This window comes from Microbacterium trichothecenolyticum (genome assembly GCF_041938625.1).
GTDB lineage: Bacteria > Actinomycetota > Actinomycetes > Actinomycetales > Microbacteriaceae > Microbacterium > Microbacterium trichothecenolyticum_D.
In genome coordinates, this window is sequence record NZ_CP169427.1 from 4,548,163 (window position 1) to 4,571,506 (window position 23,344).

The 23,344-nt window shown below is 71.1% G+C and carries 23 protein-coding genes; 12 read left to right on the plus strand and 11 right to left on the minus strand.

Annotation, left to right across the window (positions count from 1 at the left end):
• The 3 genes from ACEYYH_RS20990 to ACEYYH_RS21000 form a co-directional block, all read right to left on the minus strand.
• Positions 1 to 1,509 carry a hypothetical protein gene (locus ACEYYH_RS20990; protein ID WP_374976214.1) on the minus strand — a complete coding sequence of 503 codons (1,509 nt, stop codon included), beginning with the start codon at positions 1,507 to 1,509 and terminating at the stop codon, positions 1 to 3.
• Positions 1,506 to 1,805 (minus strand): hypothetical protein, encoded by a 300-nt coding sequence (locus ACEYYH_RS20995; protein ID WP_374976215.1) that lies wholly within the window; start codon positions 1,803 to 1,805, stop codon positions 1,506 to 1,508. The genes ACEYYH_RS20990 and ACEYYH_RS20995 overlap by 4 nt, the downstream gene beginning before the upstream one ends.
• 154 nt (positions 1,806 to 1,959) lie before the next feature.
• Positions 1,960 to 4,551 carry an ExeM/NucH family extracellular endonuclease gene (locus ACEYYH_RS21000; RefSeq protein WP_374976216.1) on the minus strand — a complete coding sequence of 864 codons (2,592 nt, stop codon included), beginning with the start codon at positions 4,549 to 4,551 and terminating at the stop codon, positions 1,960 to 1,962.
• 231 nt (positions 4,552 to 4,782) lie between these two features.
• On the opposite strand from ACEYYH_RS21000, the gene ACEYYH_RS21005 reads away from it, so the two are divergent.
• Both ACEYYH_RS21005 and purB read left to right on the plus strand, forming a co-directional pair.
• Positions 4,783 to 5,289 (plus strand): low molecular weight protein-tyrosine-phosphatase, encoded by a 507-nt coding sequence (locus ACEYYH_RS21005; protein WP_374976217.1) that lies wholly within the window; start codon positions 4,783 to 4,785, stop codon positions 5,287 to 5,289.
• 45 nt (positions 5,290 to 5,334) lie between these two features.
• Positions 5,335 to 6,732, plus strand: coding sequence for an adenylosuccinate lyase (gene purB / locus ACEYYH_RS21010; protein ID WP_374976218.1), 1,398 nt, complete (start codon positions 5,335 to 5,337; stop codon positions 6,730 to 6,732).
• Between the two features lie 158 nt (positions 6,733 to 6,890).
• Here purB and ACEYYH_RS21015 read toward each other — a convergent pair whose 3' ends face one another.
• From ACEYYH_RS21015 to ACEYYH_RS21025, 3 genes are all read right to left on the minus strand, one after another.
• The gene (locus tag ACEYYH_RS21015; protein ID WP_374976219.1) at positions 6,891 to 7,235 is read right to left on the minus strand and encodes an amino acid transporter; all 345 of its coding nucleotides are present in this window, start codon (positions 7,233 to 7,235) and stop codon (positions 6,891 to 6,893) included.
• On the minus strand, positions 7,232 to 7,957 hold the full coding sequence (locus tag ACEYYH_RS21020) for an acyl-CoA synthetase (RefSeq protein ID WP_374976220.1): 726 nt from the start codon (positions 7,955 to 7,957) through the stop codon (positions 7,232 to 7,234). Before ACEYYH_RS21020 ends, ACEYYH_RS21015 begins: the two co-directional genes overlap by 4 nt.
• A gap of 103 nt (positions 7,958 to 8,060) precedes the next feature.
• Positions 8,061 to 9,446 carry a pyridoxal phosphate-dependent decarboxylase family protein gene (locus ACEYYH_RS21025; RefSeq protein WP_374976221.1) on the minus strand — a complete coding sequence of 462 codons (1,386 nt, stop codon included), beginning with the start codon at positions 9,444 to 9,446 and terminating at the stop codon, positions 8,061 to 8,063.
• Between the two features lie 164 nt (positions 9,447 to 9,610).
• On the opposite strand from ACEYYH_RS21025, the gene adhP reads away from it, so the two are divergent.
• Entirely contained in the window at positions 9,611 to 10,675 is a 1,065-nt protein-coding gene (gene adhP / locus ACEYYH_RS21030) for an alcohol dehydrogenase AdhP (protein WP_374976222.1), read from the plus strand.
• Positions 10,676 to 10,847: 172 nt separating this feature from the next.
• On the plus strand, positions 10,848 to 11,285 hold the full coding sequence (locus tag ACEYYH_RS21035; protein WP_116196919.1) for a hypothetical protein: 438 nt from the start codon (positions 10,848 to 10,850) through the stop codon (positions 11,283 to 11,285).
• A 77-nt stretch (positions 11,286 to 11,362) separates the two neighbouring features.
• Here the strand turns inward: ACEYYH_RS21035 and ACEYYH_RS21040 are convergent, their stop codons facing one another.
• A complete protein-coding gene (locus ACEYYH_RS21040; RefSeq protein ID WP_374976223.1) occupies positions 11,363 to 11,671 on the minus strand; it encodes a SelT/SelW/SelH family protein in 309 nt (102 codons plus the stop codon).
• A complete protein-coding gene (locus ACEYYH_RS21045) occupies positions 11,668 to 12,480 on the minus strand; it encodes an alpha/beta fold hydrolase (RefSeq protein WP_374976224.1) in 813 nt (270 codons plus the stop codon). Before ACEYYH_RS21045 ends, ACEYYH_RS21040 begins: the two co-directional genes overlap by 4 nt.
• 160 nt (positions 12,481 to 12,640) lie before the next feature.
• Between ACEYYH_RS21045 and ACEYYH_RS21050 the strand changes: the two genes are divergently transcribed.
• Together ACEYYH_RS21050 and ACEYYH_RS21055 are read left to right on the plus strand one after the other, a co-directional pair.
• Positions 12,641 to 13,471, plus strand: coding sequence for a hypothetical protein (locus tag ACEYYH_RS21050; protein WP_374976225.1), 831 nt, complete (start codon positions 12,641 to 12,643; stop codon positions 13,469 to 13,471).
• 43 nt (positions 13,472 to 13,514) lie between these two features.
• Positions 13,515 to 13,694 (plus strand): CsbD family protein, encoded by a 180-nt coding sequence (locus ACEYYH_RS21055; RefSeq protein ID WP_116195203.1) that lies wholly within the window; start codon positions 13,515 to 13,517, stop codon positions 13,692 to 13,694.
• Positions 13,695 to 13,758: 64 nt separating this feature from the next.
• Here ACEYYH_RS21055 and ACEYYH_RS21060 read toward each other — a convergent pair whose 3' ends face one another.
• The gene (locus ACEYYH_RS21060) at positions 13,759 to 14,661 is read right to left on the minus strand and encodes a LysR family transcriptional regulator (protein WP_374976226.1); all 903 of its coding nucleotides are present in this window, start codon (positions 14,659 to 14,661) and stop codon (positions 13,759 to 13,761) included.
• Positions 14,662 to 14,780: 119 nt separating this feature from the next.
• Here ACEYYH_RS21060 and ACEYYH_RS21065 point away from each other — a divergent pair, with 119 nt between their 5' ends.
• Positions 14,781 to 15,467 carry a type 1 glutamine amidotransferase domain-containing protein gene (locus ACEYYH_RS21065; RefSeq protein WP_374976227.1) on the plus strand — a complete coding sequence of 229 codons (687 nt, stop codon included), beginning with the start codon at positions 14,781 to 14,783 and terminating at the stop codon, positions 15,465 to 15,467.
• Positions 15,468 to 15,525: 58 nt separating this feature from the next.
• Here the strand turns inward: ACEYYH_RS21065 and ACEYYH_RS21070 are convergent, their stop codons facing one another.
• Positions 15,526 to 15,981: a GyrI-like domain-containing protein gene (locus ACEYYH_RS21070; protein ID WP_374976228.1), complete on the minus strand. Its 456-nt coding sequence runs from the start codon at positions 15,979 to 15,981 to the stop codon at positions 15,526 to 15,528.
• A 93-nt stretch (positions 15,982 to 16,074) separates the two neighbouring features.
• Between ACEYYH_RS21070 and ACEYYH_RS21075 the strand changes: the two genes are divergently transcribed.
• Positions 16,075 to 16,887: a shikimate 5-dehydrogenase gene (locus ACEYYH_RS21075; RefSeq protein ID WP_374976229.1), complete on the plus strand. Its 813-nt coding sequence runs from the start codon at positions 16,075 to 16,077 to the stop codon at positions 16,885 to 16,887.
• 103 nt (positions 16,888 to 16,990) lie between these two features.
• Here the strand turns inward: ACEYYH_RS21075 and ACEYYH_RS21080 are convergent, their stop codons facing one another.
• Positions 16,991 to 17,926, minus strand: coding sequence for an aldo/keto reductase family oxidoreductase (locus ACEYYH_RS21080; RefSeq protein ID WP_374976230.1), 936 nt, complete (start codon positions 17,924 to 17,926; stop codon positions 16,991 to 16,993).
• Between the two features lie 142 nt (positions 17,927 to 18,068).
• Between ACEYYH_RS21080 and ACEYYH_RS21085 the strand changes: the two genes are divergently transcribed.
• The 4 genes from ACEYYH_RS21085 (at position 18,069) to ACEYYH_RS21100 (ending at position 23,303) form a co-directional block, all read left to right on the plus strand.
• Positions 18,069 to 18,956: a LysR family transcriptional regulator gene (locus tag ACEYYH_RS21085; RefSeq protein ID WP_374976231.1), complete on the plus strand. Its 888-nt coding sequence runs from the start codon at positions 18,069 to 18,071 to the stop codon at positions 18,954 to 18,956.
• Positions 18,953 to 19,429: an ATP-dependent endonuclease gene (locus ACEYYH_RS21090; protein WP_374976232.1), complete on the plus strand. Its 477-nt coding sequence runs from the start codon at positions 18,953 to 18,955 to the stop codon at positions 19,427 to 19,429. The genes ACEYYH_RS21085 and ACEYYH_RS21090 overlap by 4 nt, the downstream gene beginning before the upstream one ends.
• Before the next feature lie 165 nt (positions 19,430 to 19,594).
• A complete protein-coding gene (locus ACEYYH_RS21095; RefSeq protein ID WP_374976233.1) occupies positions 19,595 to 21,877 on the plus strand; it encodes an esterase-like activity of phytase family protein in 2,283 nt (760 codons plus the stop codon).
• Between the two features lie 100 nt (positions 21,878 to 21,977).
• On the plus strand, positions 21,978 to 23,303 hold the full coding sequence (locus ACEYYH_RS21100) for a DUF1254 domain-containing protein (RefSeq protein ID WP_374976234.1): 1,326 nt from the start codon (positions 21,978 to 21,980) through the stop codon (positions 23,301 to 23,303).
• The last annotated feature ends 41 nt before the right edge of the window (positions 23,304 to 23,344 follow it).

The window sequence follows — 23,344 nt, forward strand, 5'->3', positions numbered from 1 at the left end:
TCAGCCCGCACCGCGCGTCGCCGCGTACTCGGTGACCTCGACCGAATCGGCGCGTGAGAGCTCGGCCAGCACATCGCGCAGGGCGCCGACCCGGGGGTCCGCCGAGGCGTCGACGAGCGCCGCCGTCTCGGCGTACGCGGTGAGCCGGTGCGCCGGCAGCCGCGGCTCGTCCGTGCCGGCGTCCGGATCGAAGACCCGCTCGGCGACGAAGCTCCCGGGTGCGCCGACCGCGGCCGCGTGGCCGCCGACGGCGAGCCCGGCGACCGGATCGTCGGTGTGCCGCAGCGTCACGCTGAGCGTTCCGCTCCCGACGTCGGCGTCGACAGGAGACCCGATGGACACCAGCGTCCGCGTGTCGTAATCGCCCTCCAGCGCCAGGTGCGCGCCGATCATCGCGCCCTGCGAGAACCCGAACACGTGCACGGCGTCGCCCGGCCGCACGCCCGCCTGCGCGAGGGCGAGCTCGGTCGCCGCGTACGAGTCCGACACGTTCCCCGCGTACAGCTCGAGGTTGGACGCGTTGTCCCACGCTTCGTCGCCGCCGACGTCGAACGACTGCATGCCGGCGAGGTACACCGCGTACTGCCGCGACCCGTCGGGCATCGTGTACCGCTCGACACGCACCCGCGAGTCGCCGGCCCCGGGCATCCGCTCGGTCACGGCGGCCAGGCTCCGCGGCGCCACGGCCGCGGGCGACCGCGACGGCGGGGTCCCCGCGCCGATCGAGGCACCGGCCGCGCCGACGACCGGAGACGCGGGCGCGACGCGCGTCACGGTGACCGGGCCTGCCGTACCCGAGAGCCGCGCGTCCCTCGCGAGCCGCCCCGCGCCCGCGATCCCCGCGAGGGCGGCCCCGCCGAGGGTGAGCAGCCCGGCTGCGCCGCCGACCACGACCGAGCCCGGGTCGCTGACCTCGCCGCCCACCGCCACGCCCCATTGGGTCGCCTGGCGCACGAGCTCGGAGGGCCACATGACGGCGCGCTCGAACTGGGCTCCGAGCGCCATCCGCCATGCGTCCGGATGCGCGTCGACCAGCGCGGTCATCCGGGCGTCGAGGCGCTGCGCCCGGGCGGCGTCGCCCGCGAGCACGGCGGCGCGGTGCTCCGCCTCGATCTCGACCATCTCGTACGCGCAGCCGGCTTCCCGCAGCGCCGCGGCGATCTCATCGGCCTCCGTCTGCACGCCGTCGAGTTGCGCGGCGAGCACGGAAGCCGAGGCCCGGGCATCGGCGGTGTGCTCGGGCAGCGCCCCGAGCTCCGCGCGCAGCGTGCGAAGTCGCACTGCGATCGCGGCGAGCTCCTCCCGGGCGGTGTCGAAGCGGACCGCGGCCGCCCAGAGCGTCGCCGTGTCGACGGACACCGCACCGCCGCCGCGGATCTGCAGGCCGTCGTCGACCCGCGGCCAGTGCTCGGCGAGCAGGCCGATGAGGCCCTCGTTCGGGCCGAGGCGCCCCACCTCGGGCGCCAGGTCGGGGTTGTGGAGATCCGGGATGGGCTTCGCGTCGCTCATCGCTGCGCCCCCAGGAGCAGGCCGGCGAAGGATTCCGCGAAGGCGGCACGGTCCTGCGCCCGGGTCACGTCGTACCGGGCGTTCTCGGCCAGGCACGCGAGCCCTGAGACGTCGCCGGCCCACATCGTCGCCCGATCGTGGAACGCCGTCGCCGCCTTCGCCTGCCAGTCGACGGCGTCGGCGAGTCCGCGGGCGACGAGTGCGGCATCCGCGATCCGGTCGATGAGCCGTGCGAGTTCACGCGCCGCTTCGGCGAGCTGGATGGATGCGGCGGCGGTCGGTGGAAGCAGTGTCACGCGTCGATCGTCGCGCCGGGGGGCCGGCGGCGGGAGGCGTCGGCTGCGATCTGTTCACAGCTCGCGGGCCGGGCCTGCTGTGGAGGAGCCCGCACACACGCCGGAGGGGCGCCGCTCCTCGGAACGACGCCCCTCCGGGCCGCGCTGTCGCGGACTATCGGCCGACGGCCACCTCGACGGTCTCGGTCGCGGTGTTGCCCGCAGCATCCGTCGCCGTCCAGGTGAAGCGGTAGACGGCGCCGAGCACGGCCTTGACCTCGAACGTGTCGTCGTCGACCTGCGTCCACGACGCCTTGGCGCCGGTGTCGCTGACATCGGTGAGCTCGACGCTCACCTCGCCACGGTCATCGGCGGCGTCGATCGTGAACTCGATCGTGCGCATCTTGTTGTTCGGCGGCCACACGTGCGACGGGTCGACCGCCACCTCGACGGTGGGATCCGTCGTGTCGGGCGTCAGGTTCAGCCCGACGATCACGGGGTCGTGGTCGCTCGACCGGTACGGGTCGGGTGCGTAGAGCGCGTCCTGCGCCGGCAGCTTGAACGACATGTCGTAGTCGATCAGGCTCGGCTCGTCGGCGTTGATGTGCCACGACGACACCGCCGACACGTCGGCGGTCAGCGCGGGCTGCGCCAGCGCGTAGTCGAGGTAGCCCAGCTGCCCGTCGAAGACGTACGAGTACGCGTGGTCGCCGTTGAACTGCTTCTCCAGGTCGGTGAAGCCGCCCGCGACGAACGCGTCGATCGAGTCCTCGTAGTCGTACGAGTTCAGGTCTCCGATCACGATCGCCCGCCCGTCGGGCGCAACCGTGGTGTTCAGCCAGTTGGTGAGCGCCTTGGCCGCGGCCGTGCGGGATTCACTGCAGTTGCCCTGGCCGTCCTTGAGATCAGGGCTCTCGCTGCACGCCGAGCCCTTCGACTTCAGGTGGTTGACCGACACGACGAACTCGTCGCCCGACTCATTCGCCGCGAACCGCTGCGTGAGGGCGGGACGGTGGCGATCGTCCGACCAGGTCGGGTCGACGGCGCTCGTCATGAGCTGGTACGCCCCGACCGGGGTGACCGTCGAGGGCTTGTAGATGACGGCCGTGGCGATGGCGTCGGTGCCGATGACTCCGGTCGTCACCGGCACGTAGGTGCCTGCGCCGACCTTTGCGTTGAGCGCGTCGGCGAGCGCCTGAACCGCGGTGCCGTTGTTCTCGATCTCGAGCAGACCGAACACGTCGGCGTCGATCTCGGCGAGCGCCGCCACGATCTTGGCCTGCTGCCGCTGGAACTCCTCCTCCGAGTCGGCGCCGCGGGTGCGGTCGTCGTCACGGTCGTCCGTCGGGGTGGGGTCGATCGTGGTGAAGTAGTTCAGCACGTTGAAGCTCGAGATCTTCAGATCGCCGCCCACGTCGGGCACCGCCGGACGCGCGTTCGCGACGGTGAAGTCGGCACCGTCCGTCGGCTGCACGCCCCACGTGTCGAAACGGTAGTCGAGCACGCCGACGGCGTTCTGCACGAGGTCGCCGCTGCGGAACGAGTGGTCGAGCGTGAAGATCTCACCGTCCGGGTGGATGGCGGGGTCGGGGTTCTGGCTGCCGCGCCCGTCGTCGAGAGTGATGCTGTTGTCGAGGTTGGCCGCGGCGAGTGTGTTCGCCGCTGCCCCCGGCTCGACGACCGCGGTCGGCTGGTCGAGGCGCCCGTTGGTGAGCGTGATCGTGCCGAAGCGGCCGTACTCGAACGTCTCGCCGATCGCGAGGTTCTGCGGCAGCGTCACGGACATGCCCTCGAGCGCCTCGCGCTGCGCGGTCGTCGCCGGCAGGGCGAGCTGGGCCGGCGCCGGCAGCGCCTGCCCGGTCGCGCACACCTCGACGTCGGCGGCCGCGATCTGCGTGAGGCCGAAGTACTCGGCGACGTCGCCTGCCACGCTGACGACGTCGCCGACAGAGACGTCGGTGATGCCGTCGCCGTTGCCCGGTGCGTTGTCCGCATCCTGCTGGTACACGAACACGCCGTCCGAGGTGGCGGGGTTGCCGTCACCGGCGTCCTGCACGTAATACCCGTCGAAACCGCCGGTCTGGAAATCGCCGACGACGACGCCCTCGATCAGCACGTCCTGTCCCTGGATCGGCGACGCCGCCTCGGAGCCCTGAACGAAGCCGATCGTCACGGGGGCGGCCGCGCAGTCCGCGACCGGATCGGGGTCGGGCTCGGTGTCCTGCCCGTGCGAGCCTAGGCCGTCGAAGGTGTTGGACGCGTATCCCGTCCACTCGACGGCGGGGTCGAAAGCGTTGGAGCCGTCGGCGTCGCCGACGAGGATGCTCGCGTTGCGGCGAATCGTGTTGTCGGCGGTCGACGTGAGCCCGGCGCCCCACTCGCTGCCCGGGTCGACGCCGATCTGGCCGATGACGTCGACCGCGACGCCGTTCTTCACGAGCGCGACGGCGTCGTCGCCGTTCCACAGGCTCGCCGTGGTGGTCTGGTCGGACGCTGCGATGATCGCCGGGTTCACGGGATTCGCGTCGCTCGTCTGCTGGGCGAAGACGAAGACGTCGCCCGCGGCGACGGTGCCGTTCAGCGCGAGCGTGGTCGCGGTGGCGGAGCCGTTGAAGTAGATCCGGAGGACGTAACCGTCGGCGGCAAGGTCCACGGCGGCACCCGACGGGTTGTAGAACTCGATCGCCTTATTGAACCCTGAGCCTTCGACGTACTCGCTGATGAGCAGATCGCCGGATGCTGCGGCCGCGGGCACGGCGAAAGCCACGACTCCTGCGGAAGCCAGGGAGAGAGCCGCTATCGCGGCTGCCACTCTACGGGGGGAATGGGACACGGAACCTCCACGAACGACAGCGATCGGTGGATCGCGATTGGGGACGCGGGCAGGCAGGGGTCGCCGCCCGTTCGTCACAAGCTAGGGGAGCAGCATCCGTCATCGGAAGACCTCCGAGGGAGAACTCCTTAACGTTCGGTGTCCGCTCGGTCCAGAATGGAACCCATGACCGCGACCGACGCGACGCCCTTCCGCGTCGTGTTCGTGTGCACCGGCAACATCTGCCGGTCGCCCATGGCGGAGGTGGTGTTCCGGGGATTCGCGGATGCCTCGGGCCTGGGCTCGCGCGTCGCCTCGACGAGCGCCGGCACCGGCGACTGGCACGTGGGCGAGCAGGCCGACCTCCGCACGATCGAGGCCCTCGAGCGCGCCGGCTACGACGGGTCGCACCACCGCGCGCGTCAGTTCACGCACTCGGACTTCGCGCGCAGCGATCTGGTCGTCGCACTCGACCGCAGTCATGAGCGCATCCTGCGTGGCTGGGCCCGCAGCGAGGGTGACGCCGACAAGATCGCGCTGCTGCTGTCGTTCGATCCGGCCGCCCGCACGATGGACGTGCCCGACCCGTACTATGCGGGCCCCGGAATGTTCGACGAGGTGCTCGGTATGATCGAGAGTGCGAGCCGGGCGCTCTTCCGGCAACTCGAACCCGCCATCCGCCCGGTGCCCTGAGCACCGGCATCGACGGCGTCTTCGACGGCATCGACGGGAGCCACCGTGACTTCTCTCCACTCTGCCCCTCTTCCCTGGCAGCCCCTGAGTCCCCTCGACGGGCGCTACCGCCCCGCCGTGGGCGAGCTCGGGGAGTACCTCTCGGAGGCGGGCCTGAACCGCGCCCGCGTCGAGGTCGAGGTCGAGTGGCTCATCGCCCTCACCGACCGCTCGCTGTTCGGCACGTCGCCCCTCGCCGACGCCGACAAGGAGCGCCTGCGCGCGCTGTACCTCGAGTTCGGGCAGGCCGAGATCGACTGGCTCGCCGAGAAGGAGTCGGTGACGCGTCATGATGTCAAGGCCGTCGAGTACCTGGTGCGGGACCGCCTCTCGACGCTGGGGCTCGACGCGATCGCCGAGCTGACCCACTTCGCGTGCACGAGCGAAGACATCAACTCCACGTCGTACGCCCTCACGGTGCAGCGTGCCGTGCAGCGCGTGTGGCTGCCGAAGCTGCGCGCCGTCATCGCCGCGCTCACCGAGCTCGCCGTGAACCACCGCGACGCCGCGATGCTCTCGCGCACGCACGGCCAGCCGGCGACGCCCTCGACCATGGGCAAGGAACTCGGTGTGTTCGCGTGGCGTCTCGCCCGCGTCGCCGACCAGATCGAGGGCGGCGAGTACCTGGCGAAGTTCTCGGGCGCCACCGGCACGTGGTCGGCGCACCTCTCGGCTGCTCCCGACGTCGACTGGCCTGAGGTCTCGCGCGCGTTCATCGAGGGCCTGGGCCTCGACTTCAACATCCTCACGACCCAGATCGAGTCGCACGACTGGCAGGTCGAGCTGTACGACCGCGCGCGCCACGCCGGCGGAATCCTCCACAACCTCGCGACCGACATCTGGACGTACATCTCGATCGGCTACTTCACGCAGATCCCGGTCGCCGGCGCCACGGGCTCGTCGACGATGCCGCACAAGATCAACCCGATCCGCTTCGAGAACGCCGAGGCGAACCTCGAGATCGCGGGCGGACTGCTCGCCACCCTTTCGCAGACGCTCGTCACGAGCCGCCTGCAGCGCGACCTCACCGACTCGACGACGCAGCGCAACATCGGTGTCGCGTTCGGGCACTCGCTGCTCGCGCTCGACAACCTGCAGCGCGGCCTCACGGAGATCTCCCTCGCCGAGGACGTGCTGCTGGCCGACCTCGACGCGAACTGGGAGGTGCTCGCCGAGGCGATCCAGACCGTCGTGCGCGCCGAGATCGCGGCCGGCCGCTCGCAGATCAGCGACCCCTACGCACTTCTCAAGGACCTCACCCGCGGGCGGCGCGTCGGCGCCCCCGAGCTCGCGGAGTTCGTGCGCGGGCTCGACATCGGCGACGAGGCCAAGGAGCGCCTCCTCGCCCTCACGCCGGCGACCTACGACGGCCTCGCCTCGAAGCTGGTCGACGAGCTCGGCTGACCCGGGCGGGGCCGGGATCGCGAGGCGTTTCGACTTCGGGCGCGAGAGCGCCTTCGCTCAACGACCGGGTACTCGACGTGTTTCCCGGTCGTTGAGCGAGCTTGCGAGTCGAAACGTCGCGACGCGGCGACGACGCCACCCGCACCGGTCGCCCGGAGTCAGGCCTTCGGATCACCGGATGCTGCGGCATCCGGCTTCTGATCCTGCTCGGGGCCGTCGGAGTCGTCGTCGAAGAGAACCGGCTTGTCGATCTGCTTCGTCACCTGCGCGGGGTCGACCGCGAGGAGCAGCAGCGACACGATGAGCAGCACCGCGATGAAGCTGATGCCGGCGATGACGAGGGCCGTGACGACCGCGCGCTCGGCCTCGCCGGGGGCGCGCTGCTGGAAGAAGCCCATCGACACGAGGGTCACGATGCCCGCGAACAGGGCGGCCGCGAAGGCCAGCCCGAGCAGCTGGAGGGGCTTCATGAGGTCGCGGCGGGTGGGGCTTTCGTGGCTCACGCGGAGTCCTTCTGCGGGGTGGGATCGGCGGACGCGGACGCCTCCGCCGTGAGGTCGGGGTTATCGGCCTCTGCGGGGCGCGGCGAGAAGCCGGCGATGCCGAGGTACACGGCGACGATCGCGGCGTAGCCGCCGAACAGACCGACGCCGATCGTGATGCCGGTGAGGGTGAACGTGGCGTGCGCCTCTTCGATCGTGTAGTCCAGCGCGTACGCGGGCTGTACGAACAACAGTGCGACGCCGAGGAGGATCGTCAGGGCGCCGACGACCGCCGCGTCGCGGCTCTCGGAACGGGGACCGACCAGCGCGGCGGGCCGCGCGTCAGCGACACCGGGCGCGATCTCACGTCGCTCGCGACGGCCGAGGAGGCCGCGCCAGCCCGCGATGAGTTCGATGACGCCGCTGATGAGCGCCCATGCGATCACGATGACGAAGTAGCCGGTGACGGTGCGGAGCGGATAGAGGCCGCTCGCCATGCCCGCGACGACGGCGACGCCGCCCAGCGCGGCCGACGGCCAGCGGAGGCCCTTGGGGTAGACCAGCCACACCGCGAGCAGAAGCACGAGTCCGGTCGCGATCGTGAACCCGCTGAACACGGAGCTGCCGACCAGCGCGGAGTGGTCGGGAGAGAACGTGATCATGAGCGCGGCGAGCGCGGCGAACGCGGCGCGTGCGAGCTGCACGTGGCGCACGGCGAACGTGCGGGAAGCGGCTGAGGTCACGGTGTTCCTGCGGAGCGGAGGGTTCCCAGATGTGGGAACGGATGCCTCCAGTCTACGTGCGTCGCGCCTGAGAGCTTCCGGCACCTCGGCTGCCGGCGTCGGGTCAGTCCAGGGTGTCGAGGATCGCGGTGAGAAGCTCGAACGTGGTCAGCGGCGAGATGATCGCGAAGCGGAGCACGGGCTCGCCCGCGTGAGAGCTCGGCACGACGAAGGCCTGCTGCTCGTCGAGGAGGCGGGCCGACCATGCCTCGTAGTCGGCGAGCGTCCAGCCCTCGCGACGGAACACGACGACGGACAGCTGCGGGTCGCGCACGAGCGACAGGCCGTCGCGCGACTCGATCTCGTCGGCGATGCGGCGGGCGAGGTCGATGCCGTACTCGATCGTGGCGCGGTACTGGTCGGTGCCGTGGGTGGCGAGCGAGAACCACAGCGGCAGGCCGCGCGCCCGGCGGGTGAGCTGGATGGCGAGGTCCGACGGGTTCCAGTCCGGCTTGCCGGTGAGGGTGTCGAGGTACTCGGCCTTCTGCGTGTGGGCCGACAGCCCGAGAGCGGGCTCGCGGTAGATGAGCGCGCACGCGTCGAAGGGGGCGAACAGCCACTTGTGCGGGTCGACGATGACCGAGTCCGCGAGCTCGACGCCCGCGAAGACGGGGCGCATGCTCTCGACGAGCATGGCCGCCAGTCCGTAGGCACCGTCGACGTGGAACCAGATGCCGCGCTCGCGCGCCACCGCTCCGACGCTCGCGATGTCGTCGACGATCCCGAAGTTGGTCGTGCCGCCGGTGGCGACCACCGCGAACACCGCTTCGCCGTGCTGGTCCAGCACGCTCGCCAGCGCCTCGCCGTGCAGGCGCCCGTTCGCGTCGACCTCGGCCGTCGCGACATCGACGTCCATGACCGCGGCCGCCGACGCGATCGACGAGTGCGCCTCGGCGCTGCACACGATGACCCACCGGGGCGGGGTCGGGCGTCCCTCTTCGGCTGCGCGGCGGCGCGCAGCATCCCGTGCCGTCACCAGCGCCGAGAGGTTGCCGATCGTGCCGCCCTGCACGAAGACGCCTCCCGCGCCCGCCGGCAGGCCGAACTCCTTCGCGAGCCAGTGCAGCACCTCGTTCTCGGCGTACACCGCGCCGGCACCCTCGACCCACGAGCCTCCATAGATGGCGGATGCCGAGACCACGACGTCGAACGCGAGCGAGGCCTTGCTGGGGGCCGAGGGGATGAACGACAGGTACCCGGGGTGGTCGGTCGACACGCACGCGGGGGCGAGGACGTTCTCGAAGAGGGCGATCGCGCGCCGCGAGCCGATGCCCTCGGACGTGATCGAACCGGACGCCAGGCGCTCCAGGTCGCGTGGGGTCATCGGCTTGTCGAGCGGCACGTCCTCGTACAGCGCCCGGCGCCGCGCGTACTCGAGCACATCCTCGACGGTGTGACGCGTGTCGGCCGAGATCGCGTGCATCTGGTCGGGGGCGCTGGGCGAGGTCATGGGGTGCTCCTGCCGGTCGGGTGACACCTCACGCTAGAGGGGCGGCGGGCGCCGTTCAAGGGAGCGCCTGTCGCGGGCTGCTCGGACTGCAACGTCGTGCAACGTGCCCGCGCCTACCGTCGGATCAGAGGGCGGCGAACGCCCGCCCCAGGGAAGTGATATCGATGACGATCCTGACCGACTCGCACGCAGCCACCGCGACGCCTACTGGCACGATGCGCGCAGCCGTGGTCACCGCGCCCGACCGGCCGCTCCACGTGCGCGACGTGCCCATCCCCGCCCCCGGTCCCGGTCAGGCGCTGGTCAAGGTGCTGACCACCGGCGTCTGCCACACCGACCTCCACGCTGCCCGCGGCGATTGGCCCGTCGCACCGAAGTCCGACCTCATCCCCGGCCACGAGGGCTACGGCCGCGTCGTGGCCCTCGGCGACGGCGTCACCTCGCTCGCGGTCGGCGACCTCGTCGGCAACGCGTGGCTCTGGAGCGCCTGCGGTGTCTGCGAGTTCTGCCGCACCGGGTGGGAGACGCTGTGCCCCGACCAGCAGAACGGCGGCTACTCCGTCGACGGCAGCTTCGGCGAGTACATGCTCGTCGACGAGCGCTTCGCCGCCCGCATCCCCGAGGGCGCCGACCCCGTCGAGGTGGCCCCGATCCTCTGCGCGGGCGTCACCGTCTACAAGGGACTCAAGATGACCGAGGCCCGCCCCGGCGAATGGGTCGTGATCTCGGGCATCGGCGGCCTCGGCCACATCGCGGTGCAGTACGCGCGCGCGATGGGCCTGCGCGTCGCCGCCGTCGACATCGACGACGCGAAACTCGAGCTCGCCCGTCAGCACGGCGCCGAGCTCACGGTCAACGCGCTCACGCAGGATCCCGCCGCGGTCGTCCAGGAGCGCACGGGCGGCGCGCACGGTGTGCTCGTCACCGCGGTGCACCCGAAGGCCTTCGGCCAGGCCCTCGGCGTCGCCCGTCGCGGCGCGACCATCGTGTTCAACGGCCTCCCGCCGGGAGACTTCCCCGCCGACATCTTCGACATCGTCCTCCGCGCGATCACGATCCGCGGATCCATCGTCGGCACGCGGCAGGACATGATCGAGGCGCTCGACTTCTACGCGCGCGGCCAGATCCACCCGACCGTCGCCGTGGAGTCGATCGACGACATCAACGACATCTTCGAGCGCATGGAGCACGGCAGGATCGACGGCCGCATCGTGATGCGGTTCGAGTGAGACCCACGGGGTGACGCGGGACGGATGCTGCGGGCCGCAGCATCCGTCCCATCCATGCTCGCAACCGGCGGGGCACCGGGATCGAGCAGGAATGGAGAAGCACCGCCGAAACGCCGTGGGTAGCGTGAGGATCACGGGACGCGAAGGCGCCCACGAGCGTGAGGAGAGCATCATGGCGAAGACGACATCGGACGGCCTGTCCCAGGAGGAGCGGGAGGCGGTCAAGCAGCGCGCGAAGGAGCTGCGCGACCAGGCCAAGGCGGGCAAGAGCCGCGAGGCGGGCACGAAGCAGGTGCTCGAGGCGATCGCGAAGCTCGACGGCACCGACAAGGAGATCGCCGAAGGCCTGCACAAGGTGGTCGGCGAGGTCGCCCCCGACCTCGTGCCCAAGACGTTCTACGGCTTCCCCGCCTACGCGAACGCGAACGGCAAGGTCGTGGTCTTCACCCAGCCGGCCTCGAAGTTCAAGACCCGCTACGCCACGATCAACTTCGACGAGCCCGCCCGTCTCGACGACGGTGACATCTGGTCGACCGGCTTCGCCGTGCTCGCCTGGACGCCCGCCGTCGAGAAGAAGATCAGCGAGCTCGTCGCCACGGCGGTGGCCTGAGTTCTCACGGCCGGCGCACCTCGGGGCGCAGCATCCGTCATCGATACGGATGCTGCGCCCCGCCGTCGTCGGTGAGGTCAGTGGTCGTGGTCGGCCGGCGCAGCGGCCGCGCGGTCGGCGTGACCGAGGGGGCGGCCGGGGGCGATGCGGTCTCGCACGCGACGTTTGAGGGCGACGATGTCGGGGAAGCCGCCGTCGGCTTTGCGCGACCACACGAGCTCGTCATCGGCGTAGACCTCGAAGATCCCGCCCGTGCCGGGCTCGAGGGTCGCGCCGCCGCCCATGAGCTCGTCCTGGAAGGTGGTGAGGAGCTCTTGCGCGATCCATGCCGCGCGGAGCATCCACGCGCACTGCGTGCAGTAGACGATGCGGATCGTGTGTGTCATGCGGCTCTCCCCTCCGTCGCGAGGAACTCCTGGGCCGCTTCGCGGAACACGCGCGACCCCGGCGCGTTGAAGTGGTGCCGGCCCGGGATCTCGAGGAAGGTGCCGTTCGGCGCGGTGGCCGCGAGGGCTCGTGAGCGCTCGAGGATCGCGTCCTCCGACCCCGTTGCGAACAGCACCCGCTGCCGCGGCGGCCGCTCGGGATCGGGGTCGGCGTCACCGAAGCGCATGCCCTCGGCGAGTGCGATGAGGGCGCGCAGGTCGTTGTCGGGCACGCGCTCGGCGAGCTTCACGTAGTTCTGGGTGACGGGATCCTCGACGGGTATGCCCTGTTCGGCATACGCGCGCGCCTGCTCGATGCGCAGCCGGCCGAGCGGGCGCCCGTCGGGGATGCCGCCCAGCACCGCGCGGCTCACGTGCTCCGGCGCGTCGACCGCGAGCTGCCATCCGACGCGGGCGCCCAAGGAGTAGCCGACGTAGCGGACGCCGTCCACGAGATAGGTGTCGAGCACGGCGATGAGGTCGGCGACGAACGCGCCCATCGAGTATGCGAGCGGGTCGTCGGGCTTGTCACTCGCACCGTGGCCGCGCTGGTCGACGCCGATCACGCGGTACCCGGCGTTCGTGAGCATGCGCACCCAGCCGGTCTCCACCCAGTTGTCGCGGCAGCTCGACGCGAAGCCGTGCACGCACAGCACGGTCTCGGCGTCCGGCTCGCCCCACGTGTACGTGGCCACCTGGTATCCCTCGGCCGACATGATGTAGCTCGGCGACGGCATCTCTGTGCGCACGATCGGGGCGACGGCATCCATATCGCCATTCTGCTCCCACGCCCGCGCGCGTCTTCCCACCGGAGCCGGGAGAACGGTTCCCAGTCTTTCCGCCCGGGCGGAAAGGACGCGGAGGCTACCTCGCCGCACGCCGAATTTCAACCGGGCTGAGTGTCGGGCGGGCTCCGAATACGTTCACGTCATGAGCACCGACAACCGCGACCACCGCACGACGGACCCGCGGAGGACCGACGGGGACGTGGCTCGTGATCGCGACCTCACCCGCGACCCCGATGCTGACCGCACCCGTCCTCTCGACGCGACCCCCCGGACCGACACCACCCGCGAGCCCGGCGTGGTGACCGACCGCGACCGCGACGGCGTCCCCGACGCCCAGGAGACACGCCGCGCCCGCGACATCGACGGCGTCGCCGAGCACCGCGACGCATCGTTGCGCGACGTCGTCGTCGCGCGCGAGCGCGAGCGCTTCGGCGGGATCAAGTTCGGCAGTGCCTTCTTCGGCTGGCTCACGGCGCTGGGCGCGCTCGTCGCGCTGACCGCCGTGGTCGCGGCGATCGGCGCTGCCACAGGCCTCACCTCGCCCCGGGCGGTCGACGCCGCCGCCGAGGCCGCGACAGACGACATCGGCGCGGCGACCATCATCGGCGCGATCGCGATCGGCCTCGTGCTGTTCGTGGCCTACTTCGCCGGCGGCTACGTCGCCGGCCGGATGGCGCGCTTCAGCGGCGCCAAACAGGGCTTGGCCGTCTGGCTGTGGGCGATCGTCATCGCGATCGTCGTCGCTGTGATCACACTGATCGCGGGCAGCCAGTGGGACATCCTCGCGAACGTCGACATCTTCCCGCGTATCCCGGTGATTGCCGACACGGCTACCCTCACCGGCATCCTCACCGCCATCGGCGCCGCAGTGATCACACTCGTCGCCGCGATCCTGGGCGGCATGGCGGGCATGAGCTACCACCGCCGCGTCGACCGGGTCGGCCTCGACGGTGTGGACAGCGTCCGGTACTGAGCCTCGCACATCGAAGTCACCACGAAACGGAAGGGGATCCGAAATGGGTCTGGATGACGACATCAAGCACAACGCCGAAGACATGAAGGGCAAGGTCAAGGAGAAGGTCGGCGACGCGACCGACAACGAGCGCCTGCAGGCCGAGGGCGTGGCCGATCAGGCCAGCGCCAAGATCAAGAAGGCCGGCGACGACATCAAGGACGCGTTCACCGACGACCGCTGACGAATCGCACGACGACGCCTCGGGCCCCCGGCGGGCCCGGGGCGTCGTCGTGTGCGGGCCCGGTTCAGAACACGTCCCACTCGCGCGCCCGCTCGACGAGGGCGTCGATGACGCGCGTGGTCGCCGGCGACGGCGGCTCGCCGGCCCGGATCGCGAGGTGCAGCGTGTTGATCGGAGCCTCGTCCGACCGGTGGAGCACCTCGACGGTGCCCGCGCCGATGGCGGGCTCGGCGAGGTAACGCGGCAGCGCCGAGACGCCTGCTCCCGCCACAACGGCCGCGAGCACCCCGCGCAGGTCGGGCACCGTGATCGCCACGGCGTTCGCGGGTCGATGGCCGAACTGGCTGCGCCAGTAGCGGCGCACGATCGACAGGTCGGCGTCGTAGGCCACGAGCGGCAGGTGCTGCAGCGCTCTGGCGGGGTCGGTCGCGAGGCGCTTCCGGTCGATCGTGCGGGCGAGCGCCGGCGCTCCGACGAGCACGAACTCCTCGTCGACGAGCCCGCGATAGCGGATGCCGCGCACCGGCGTCCGCACCGACGACACCACCACGTCGAGCTCGCCGTCGGCGAGTCGCGCGAGCAGGTCGTGCGCGAGGCCCAGCGTGAACGCGAGGCTCACGCCCTGGCCGGTGAGCGGCGCGAGGGCGGGGATGACCCGCGCGGCCACGACGTCGCTCGCGCCGCCGATGCGCACCGTGTCGACGGGCCCGGTCGTCGCCGGCGTCGCCCAGACCTCCCGCAGCCGGTCGACCGGCCCGGCCACGCGCACCGCCAACGCGTCGCCCGCGGGCGTAGGGACGGCTCCGCGCGCCGAGCGCGTGAACAGCGGCGTGCCGAGCTCCGCCTCGAGCCGCACGATCCGCTCGCTCACGGAAGGTTGGCTCACGCCGAGCCGCGCGGCCGCCGCCGTGATCGACCCGGCGCGGTGCACCTCGACGAACGTGTGCAATAGATCGAGCTCTTGCACGCAGCATCCACCCATCAAGAAATCTATGACTGGGTTACAGCATAGGAAATGATGCCGATGGATGCCCCGTTCCCTTCGTGGGCGGCTCGCGCGAGTCGCCGACCTGAACAGGAGAAGACATGGCACACGTACTCATGGCGGTCACCGGCGCGGACGCCATCGCGCTCAACGACGGCACGGCGCACCCGACCGGATTCTGGGCAGAGGAACTCGTCGAGCTGCACCGCGGACTCGTCGCCGCGGGCCACACGGTCGACATCGCGACGCCCGGCGGCGTGCGCCCGCCGGTCGACCCCGGCAGCCTCGGCGGGGACTCCGCGGACGAGCTGCGCGGCTACCTCGCGTCGATCGACAGCCTGCTCGCCCACCCGCGCGCCCTCGCCGACGTGAAGATCGGCGAGTACGACGCCCTCGCGCTGCCCGGCGGCCACGGCCCGATGGTGGACCTCGCCACCGATGCCGACCTCGGGCGGCTCCTCGTCGACGCGGTCGACCGCGACGCGGTCGTCGGCGTGCTGTGCCATGGTCCGGCGGGGCTTCTGAGCGCCGTGCGCGAGGACGGCTCGTTCGCCTTCGCGGGGCGCCGGCTCGCGGTCTTCACCGACGAGGAGGAGCACCAGGGCGGGCTCAAGGACGCCTCGCCGTACTTCGTTCAGTCGCGGCTGCGCGATCTCGGCGCGATCGTCGAGTCGGGCGAGCCGTGGTCGGTCACCGTCGTCGCCGACGGCACCCTCGTGAGCGGGCAGAATCCGCAGTCGAGCGTGGCGACGGCCCAGCGGCTCGTCGAGGTGCTCGCGACGCGGTGACGTTCACGGCAACGGATGCTGCGGGCCGCAGCATCCGTTTCCGTGTCGGTGCGACGGGTCAGGCGACAGGCTGCTGCAGCTCGGTCACCCAGGTCGACTGCGGGCCGTCGGCCTGGAGGTACACCTCGCGGCAGGGGCCGTCGAACTCGCCGCCGTCGGCCGCGACCGCCTGCATGAAGGCACCCCACGCGGCGCCGATGCCGCTCATCTCACCGCGGTAGGTCGTGACGGCGGCGCGCTCGGCAGCGGGCAGCTCGACGACCTGCCAGCCGTCGCCCTCGACCGGCTCGTCGCCGGCGATCCACGAGACCCACACGCGCAGGTCGCCGCCCTCGAGCGACTCGTACCAGAACGTTCCGGGCTCGCGGTAGTCGACCCCCGCAGCCTCGAGGGCGTCGTGCAGCGGCGGCGAGATGCGGTCGATCACGGCGGGGACGTCCTCACCGCCGGGCGCCACGCCCGATGCCGCGTAGACGGTGACGGGTTCGAGCCGGCGGTATTCGATGGCGGTCATCCTGTGCTCTCCTTCGAGGTGGGGCGGCGATCGTCTCTCGCCCCCTGCATCCTCGTCCTGGGGGCGGACACAGGGGCGCGGCACAATGGCACCGTGCCCATTCTCAACAAGGACATGGTCCTCTGCATATCCCTTGCCGCCCGTCCGTCGAACATCGGCACCAGGTTCCACAACTTCCTGTACGACGAGCTCGGGCTGAACTTCATCTACAAGGCGTTCACGACCGACGACATCGAGGCGGCGATCGGCGGGGTGCGAGCACTCGGCATTCGCGGCTGCTCGGTGTCGATGCCGTTCAAAGAGGCGGTGATCCCGCTCGTCGACGAGATCGAGCCTTCCGCCGCGGCGATCGAGTCGGTGAACACGATCGTCAACGACGGCGGGCGCCTCGTCGCCTCGAACACCGACTACGAGGCCGTCGCCGAGCTGCTCGAGCGGCACGCGGTCGACCCCGCCCTTCCGGTGCTCGTGCGCGGGTCGGGCGGCATGGGCAAGGCGGTCGTGGCCGCGTTCCGCGGTGCGGGCTTCGACGATGTGACCGTGGTCGCCCGCAACGCCGAGGCCGGCGAGCAGATCGCCGCGAAGTACGGCTACCACAGCACGACGACCGACCCGGCACCCGGGCACGCGGTGCTGGTGAACGTCACCCCGCTCGGCATGACGGGGGCGGATGCCGACACCCTATCGTTCTCGCGGGAGCACGTCGCCGCGGCGCAGACCGTGTTCGATGTCGTCGCCTACCCCGCCGAGACGCCGCTGATCCGGGCGGCTCGGGATGCCGGCATCGCGGTCATCACGGGTGCCGAGGTGATCGCGCTGCAGGCGGCCCGGCAGTTCGAGCGGTACACCGGCGTCACGCCGACGCTCGACCAGATCCAGCGCGCCTCGGAGTTCTCCCGGCGGTAAGCCGGCTCGCAGCCGGTCGCGAGCCCGGGGATTCCTGCCGAGACCGGGGACGTCGCCCTCGGTCTCGGCGGAAACGCCCGGGCTCGACGATTCCGGCGACGTGTCAGGGCACGCGGTAGCCCGCGGCGCGGAACAGCTCGTACCACTCCGCGCGCGTGAGGGGGATGTCGGAGCCCTCCGCGGCACCGCTCACCCGCTCGGGGTTCGTCGTGCCGAGCACCACCTGCATGAGCGCCGGGTGGCGGGTGATCCACGCCACCGCGATCGCGATCGCCGGCACGTCGTAGGTCTTCGCGAGACGCTCGATCGCGGCGTTGAGCTCGGGGTGGTCCGGCGAGTCGAGGAACACGCCGGTGAAGAAGCCCGCCTGGAACGGCGACCACGCCTGCACCGCGATGTCGTGCAGGCGGCAGTAGTCGATGATCCCGCCGCCGTCGAGCGTGACGGACTGCTCCTCGCCCTGCATGTTCGCCGCGACACCCTGCGCGATGGTCGGGGAGTGGGTGATCGACAGCTGGATCTGGTTCGCGACGATCGGCTGACGCACGGACTTCTTCAGCAGATCGATCTGGCGCGGCGTGTGGTTCGAGACGCCGAACGCGCGCACCTTGCCCGCGGCCTCGAGCTCGTCGAACGCGCGTGCGACCTCGTCGGGCTCGACCAGGGCGTCGGGCCGGTGCAGCAGCAGGATGTCGATGTAATCCGTGTCGAGGGCGCGCAGCGACCCCTCCACCGACTCGACGATGTGCTCGTACGAGAAGTCGAAGTACGGGCCTTCGCGCACGATGCCCGCCTTGGTCTGGATGGTGATCTCCGCCCGCTCCGAGGGCGTGAGCTTCATCGCCTCGGCGAAGCGCACCTCGCAGCCGTGGAGGTCGCGGCCGTAGATGTCGGCGTGGTCGAAGAAGTCGATGCCGGCGTCACGTGCGGTGCGGACGAGCATGCGCACCGCGTCGTCGTCGAGATCCTGGATGCGCATGAGGCCGAGCACGACGTTGGGTGCTGGACGCTCGATGCCGCTGAGTTCGATGGTCTTCATGGGTTCGCTCTCGGGTCGGGGCAGTACTGCCCGGTCCACGTTAGGCATCGCCCACAAAGAAGTCCAACAACTGTATATTCTGCGATTGAGAAGCAGGACGAATGGATGCTGCGCCCCGCGGCTCCGTGAGACAGGAGGCGTCATGGAGCATCGCCAGCTGGAGTACCTGGTCACCCTCGCCGAGGAGCGTCACTTCACGCGCGCGGCTGAGCGGTGCCGCGTCTCGCAGTCCGGGCTGTCGGCCGCGATCCGCCGCCTCGAGCAGGAGCTCGACGCGAAGCTGTTCGAGCGGACCACCCGCTCGGTCGAGCCGACGCCTGCGGCCCTCGCGCTCCTGCCGCACGCCCGCGAGATCCTCGCCCAGGCGGCCGCGGGGCGGGACGCCGTCATCCGCGCCTCGCACCAGCTCGCCGGGTCGCTGCGTGTCGGTGCCGAGCAGTGCCTGGGCGCCATCGACGTGAATCTGCTCCTCGAGCGCTTCCACCGCCGCCACCCCGCCGTCGACATCCAGTTCGTGCAGGCGGGGTCGCATCAGCTGGTCGACCACATCACGGCCGGCGAACTCGACGTCGCCTTCGTGGCGAGCTCCGACCCGGCGCCGGCGCCGGCGCTCGAGGAGCTCGCGCGGATTCCGCTCACGCTCCTCGTCCCGCCCGGCCACGCGCTGGCCGAGCGCCCGGTCTCTCGCTGGAAGGACCTCCGCGACGCCGACTTCGTGGACTTCCGCCCGGCGTGGGCCCTGCGCACCATCAACGACGACGCGTTCCAGCGGCATGGCGTCGAGCGGCGCGTGCGCTGCAGCGTCGACGACGTCCACACCCTCCTCGACCTCGTGGTGCGCGGACTCGGCGTCGCGATCGTGCCGCAGCATGTCGCGAACAAGCCGCAGGCACGGGGACTGGTCGCCCTGCCCGTCCCCGCCGGCGCCCCGGAGTGGGTGGTTTCGACCCTCGTGGCCGGCACCGCCTCGCTCGCGCCCCGCCTGCTCGAGATCCTCGACGAGGAGCGTGCCGAAGCCGAGGCCGCATGACCGTCGTGCTGGTCGAGGGCGAGAGCGACCGGATCGCCCTCGAGACCCTCGCGTCGCGGGCGGGGGTTCGGGTGCCGCGGGTCCATGTCGTCGGCGGCTCCAAGGGCGCCCGTCGCGCCGTCGCAGAGCTCACCGGGGAAAGGCTCGTCGGACTCGTCGACGTGGGGGAGCGCGCCGACTTCGAGCGTGTGCTCGAGACGGTGTTCGTCTGCGATCCCGATCTCGAGGCGGAGTTCGTGCGGGCTCTCGGGATCGAAGGGGTCGAGGCGGTGATCGCCGAGCAGGGGGAGCTCGACTCGTTCCGAAGTCTGCAGCGGCAGCCGTTCCAGCGCGATCGCCCGGTCGAGGCGCAGCTCGCGCGCTTCTTCGGCGGCCGCAGCGGCAACAAGGCCCGCTACGCCCGGCTGCTCGCCGAGGCGGTGCCGCTCGAGCGGGTGCCGCCGCCGCTCGCTGCGCTGCTCGCTGCGCTCTGACCGGGACCGCACCGTGCTCTGATCAGGGGTCGTGCGGCAGCATCCGTCGTCCTGGCGGGTCATGAGACCGTTCTCACCCGCCGATCGCCGCCCGTTCACCGGGCGGTCGCGGGTCGGTCGCCCGCTCGTCAGCGCACGGCCGATCGGCACCGGTTGCGTCGAGGCATGAGTCGAATCCCCACACGACGCGTCCTGCCGCGCCTTCTCGCCGCGGCAGCAGCGACGGCCACCGCCCTCGCCCTCCTCCCCGCCACCGCGGCCTCCGCCCAGCCCGTCGCCGCGGCGTCCGCGAACTCGCAGTCGCCGTACGTGCAGACGCACGTGCCGACCCTGGTCGCTCGTGCCACGCTGTCGGCCGACCATCTCGAGCCGGGCCCGGCATCGGGTGCCCTCGCCGGCGCGGCCAACGGCCGCACCGGCCCGTGGGACGGCCAGGTCATCCCCGGCTTCTCGGCCGCAATCGACAACGGCGACGGCACGTTCTGGGCCCAGCCGGACAACGGGTTCGGCAGCAAGGGCAACTCGGCCGACTTCCTGCTGCGCAACTACCTCGTGCGCCCCGCCTGGCAGACGGCCGAGGGCGGCGCCGGCGAGATCCGGATCGAGCGGTTCGTGTCGTACAACGACCGCAACAACGTGCTCGACTTCCCGATCGTGAACGACGGCACCGCCGACCGCCTGCTGACCGGCGCCGACTTCGACATCGAGTCGGTCGTGAAGGCCAAGGACGGCACGTTCTGGGTCGGCGAGGAGTTTGGCCCGTTCCTGCTGCACTTCGACGCGGAGGGCACGCTGCTCGAGGAGCCGTTCGCGCTCGACGGCGCCAAGTCGCCGCAGAACCCGTACCTGCAGCCGGGCGAGACCCCGCGCGTGCGCGCGAGCCGCGGCTTCGAGGCCCTCGCGGCCTCGGTCAGCGGGCGCTACCTGTACCCGGTCGTCGAAGGCTCATACGCGGACGACAGCGACCTGCGCCGCCGCGAGATCCTCGAGTTCGACACGCGCGCCGGCGCCTACACCGGCCGCACGTGGAGCTACCAGACCGACCAGGAGCCGAACGTCATCGGCGACGCGTTCACCGTGCGGGGCGACGTGCTGCTGCTCATCGAGCGCGACGACTTCGAGGGCGAGCAGGCCGTCACCAAGCGCGTGTACGAGGTGGACCTGCGCCGCACCGACGCCGAGGGCTACCTCGAGAAGACCCTCGTGCTCGACGCCCTCCGCATCGCCAACCCGAGCGGCATCGGCGCGGGCGACGGGTACGGCACCGACGAGATCTACTCGCTGCCCGTGCAGTCGTTCGAGACCGTCGTTCAGTTGAAGGACGGCAGCCTGCTCATCGGCAACGACAACAACTACCCCGGCAACGACGCGCGCATTCCCGGCACGCCCGACGACACCGAGTTCGCGATCATCGACCTCGACAAGACGAAGATCGAGCCGTCGACGGTCAGCCTCATCGGCCACCGCGGCGCGAGCGGCTCGCGTCCCGAGCACACGCTCGCGGCGTACGAGACGGCGATCGTGCAGTGCGCCGACTACATCGAGCCCGACGTCGTGTCGACGAAGGACGGCGTGCTCGTCGCCCGTCACGAGAACGAGATCGGCGGCACCACGGATGTCGCGTCCCACCCCGAGTTCGCGGCGCGCAAGACCACGAAGCTCATCGACGGCACCTCGATCACCGGCTGGTTCACCGAGGACTTCACGTTCGCCGAGCTCCGGACGCTCCGCGCCAAGGAGCGGCTGCCGCAGACGCGTCCCGCGAACACCGCGTTCGACGGGCTCTACGTCATTCCCACGCTCGACGAGGTGATGGACCTCGCGCGCCACTCGGTGAGCTGCGACGGCCGGCCCGTCGGCGTGTACCCCGAGACGAAGCATCCGTCGTACTTCGACTCGATCGGTCTCTCGCTCGAGGAGCCCCTCGTCGCGGCCCTGCAGGCGAACGGACTCGACCGCGCGAACGCACCGGTGATCCTGCAGAGCTTCGAGACCGCGAACCTGCGCGACCTCGCGCGGCTCACCGAGGTCACGCTCGCGCAGCTCGTGAACGGGTCGGGCCGCCCGTACGACTTCGCGCTCGCGGGTGACACGCGCACCTACAAGGACCTCGTGACGCCGGCCGGCCTCGCCGAGATCGCCACCTACGCCGACGGCGTGGGCCTCGAGAAGTCCGTCATGATCCCGCGCACCGCCGACGGCCGCCTGGGCACGCCGACGCCGGTCATCGCCGACGCGCACGCCGCCGGGCTGACGGTGCACGGCTGGACGTTCCGCGCCGAGAACCAGTTCCTGCCGGTCGACTTCCGCTCGAGCGCCGACCCGGCCGCCTACGGCGACCTGGACGGCGAGATCCGCGCGTTCGTCGCCGCGGGCATGGACGGCGTCTTCAGCGACCACCCCGGCATCGCCGCGGTGACCATCGACACGGTGACCCTCGCGGGCTGAGCCGGTCGACGACCCATCGCACCGACGAAGTGGGTGATGCTGCGGCATCACCCACTTTGTGCGATACGGCACGTCACGAGTGCCTGGCACAATGCGGAGGATGACCGATCTCGATACCCTCGCCACCGAGTCGTACCTGTACGGATTCCCGCTCGTCTTCAACCTCGAACAGGTGATCCGCTACACGACGACCGGTGTCGGGGCCAACCCGCAGGCGCCGTTCAACACGTTCTCGCACGCGCGCACCCTGGCCTCGGCCGCCGACACGTTCGTGTCGATCAACAACGACACCGTCTATTCGATGGCCTCGCTCGACCTCGGGGTCGGGCCGGTCCGCCTCTCGGTGCCGACCACCGACCGGTACTACGTGCTGCAGTTCGTCGACGCCTGGACCGACAACTTCGCCTACGTCGGCACACGCGGCACGGGCGACGAGGCCGGCGAGTACCTGATCGTCCCGCCCGCATGGGACGGGGATGCTGCAGGCTTGACCGTCGTGCACGCGCCGACGCGCGTGGTGTCGATCGTGGGGCGCTGGTCATGCGCGGGCACCGACGACCTGCCGGCCGTCCACGCGCTGCAGGATGCCACAACGCTCACGCCGCTCGATCCAGACGCTGTGGCCACGGGCATCCCCGCGGTCGAGCCCCAGGGCGACGACGTGCTCGACTTCTGGGAGAAGTACCGCGTGTGGTCGCAGACGTTCGCGCCCGCTCCCCGCGACGAGGCGCTGCAGGCGTCGTTCGCCGCCCTCGATCTCACGAGCGACGCGCCGGTCGGCCGGCGGAACGAGGAGCAGCAGGCCGCGCTGCGCACCGGCTTCCGGGCCGGCGCGGGCGTGATCACGAAGGCGATGGCGGGGGCTGCCACCGGCGCGAAGCCGGGTGCCTGGTCGAACACCCTCCACGTCTTCGACTACAACCTCGACTTCTTCGAGGTCGGCACCAAGGACGACGCCGCGTGGAAGATCGCCGACCCGAAGGTGCGGATCGTCGAGCGCGCCGTCGCCGCCCGGGCGGGCCTGTGGGGAAACCACGGGTACGAGGCCGCCTACGTGATGACGTTCCTCGACAGCCACGGGCAGCCGCTCACGGGTGAGCACGAGTACGAGCTTCGGCTCTCGCCGCCGCCGCCCGTCGCCGCCTTCTGGTCGGTCACGATGTACGCGCTGCCGGAGTTCTACCTCGTGCCGAACGAGATCGACCGCTACTCGGTGGGCGACCGCACCCCGGGGATCGTGACCGACGCCGACGGCGGTCTCACGATCCGCATCAGCCGCACGCGGCCGTCGGATCCGGATGCCGCGGCCAACTGGCTGCCGGCACCGGAGGGTGCGTTCCGCCCGATCCTGCGGATGTACATGCCGGGCGAGGCGGTGCTGAACGGCACGTACGCCCCGCCGCCGATCACCCGCCTCGACGCCTGACGATCCCGGACGCCCGTGAGACGGAGGGCGGGCGGGGCACC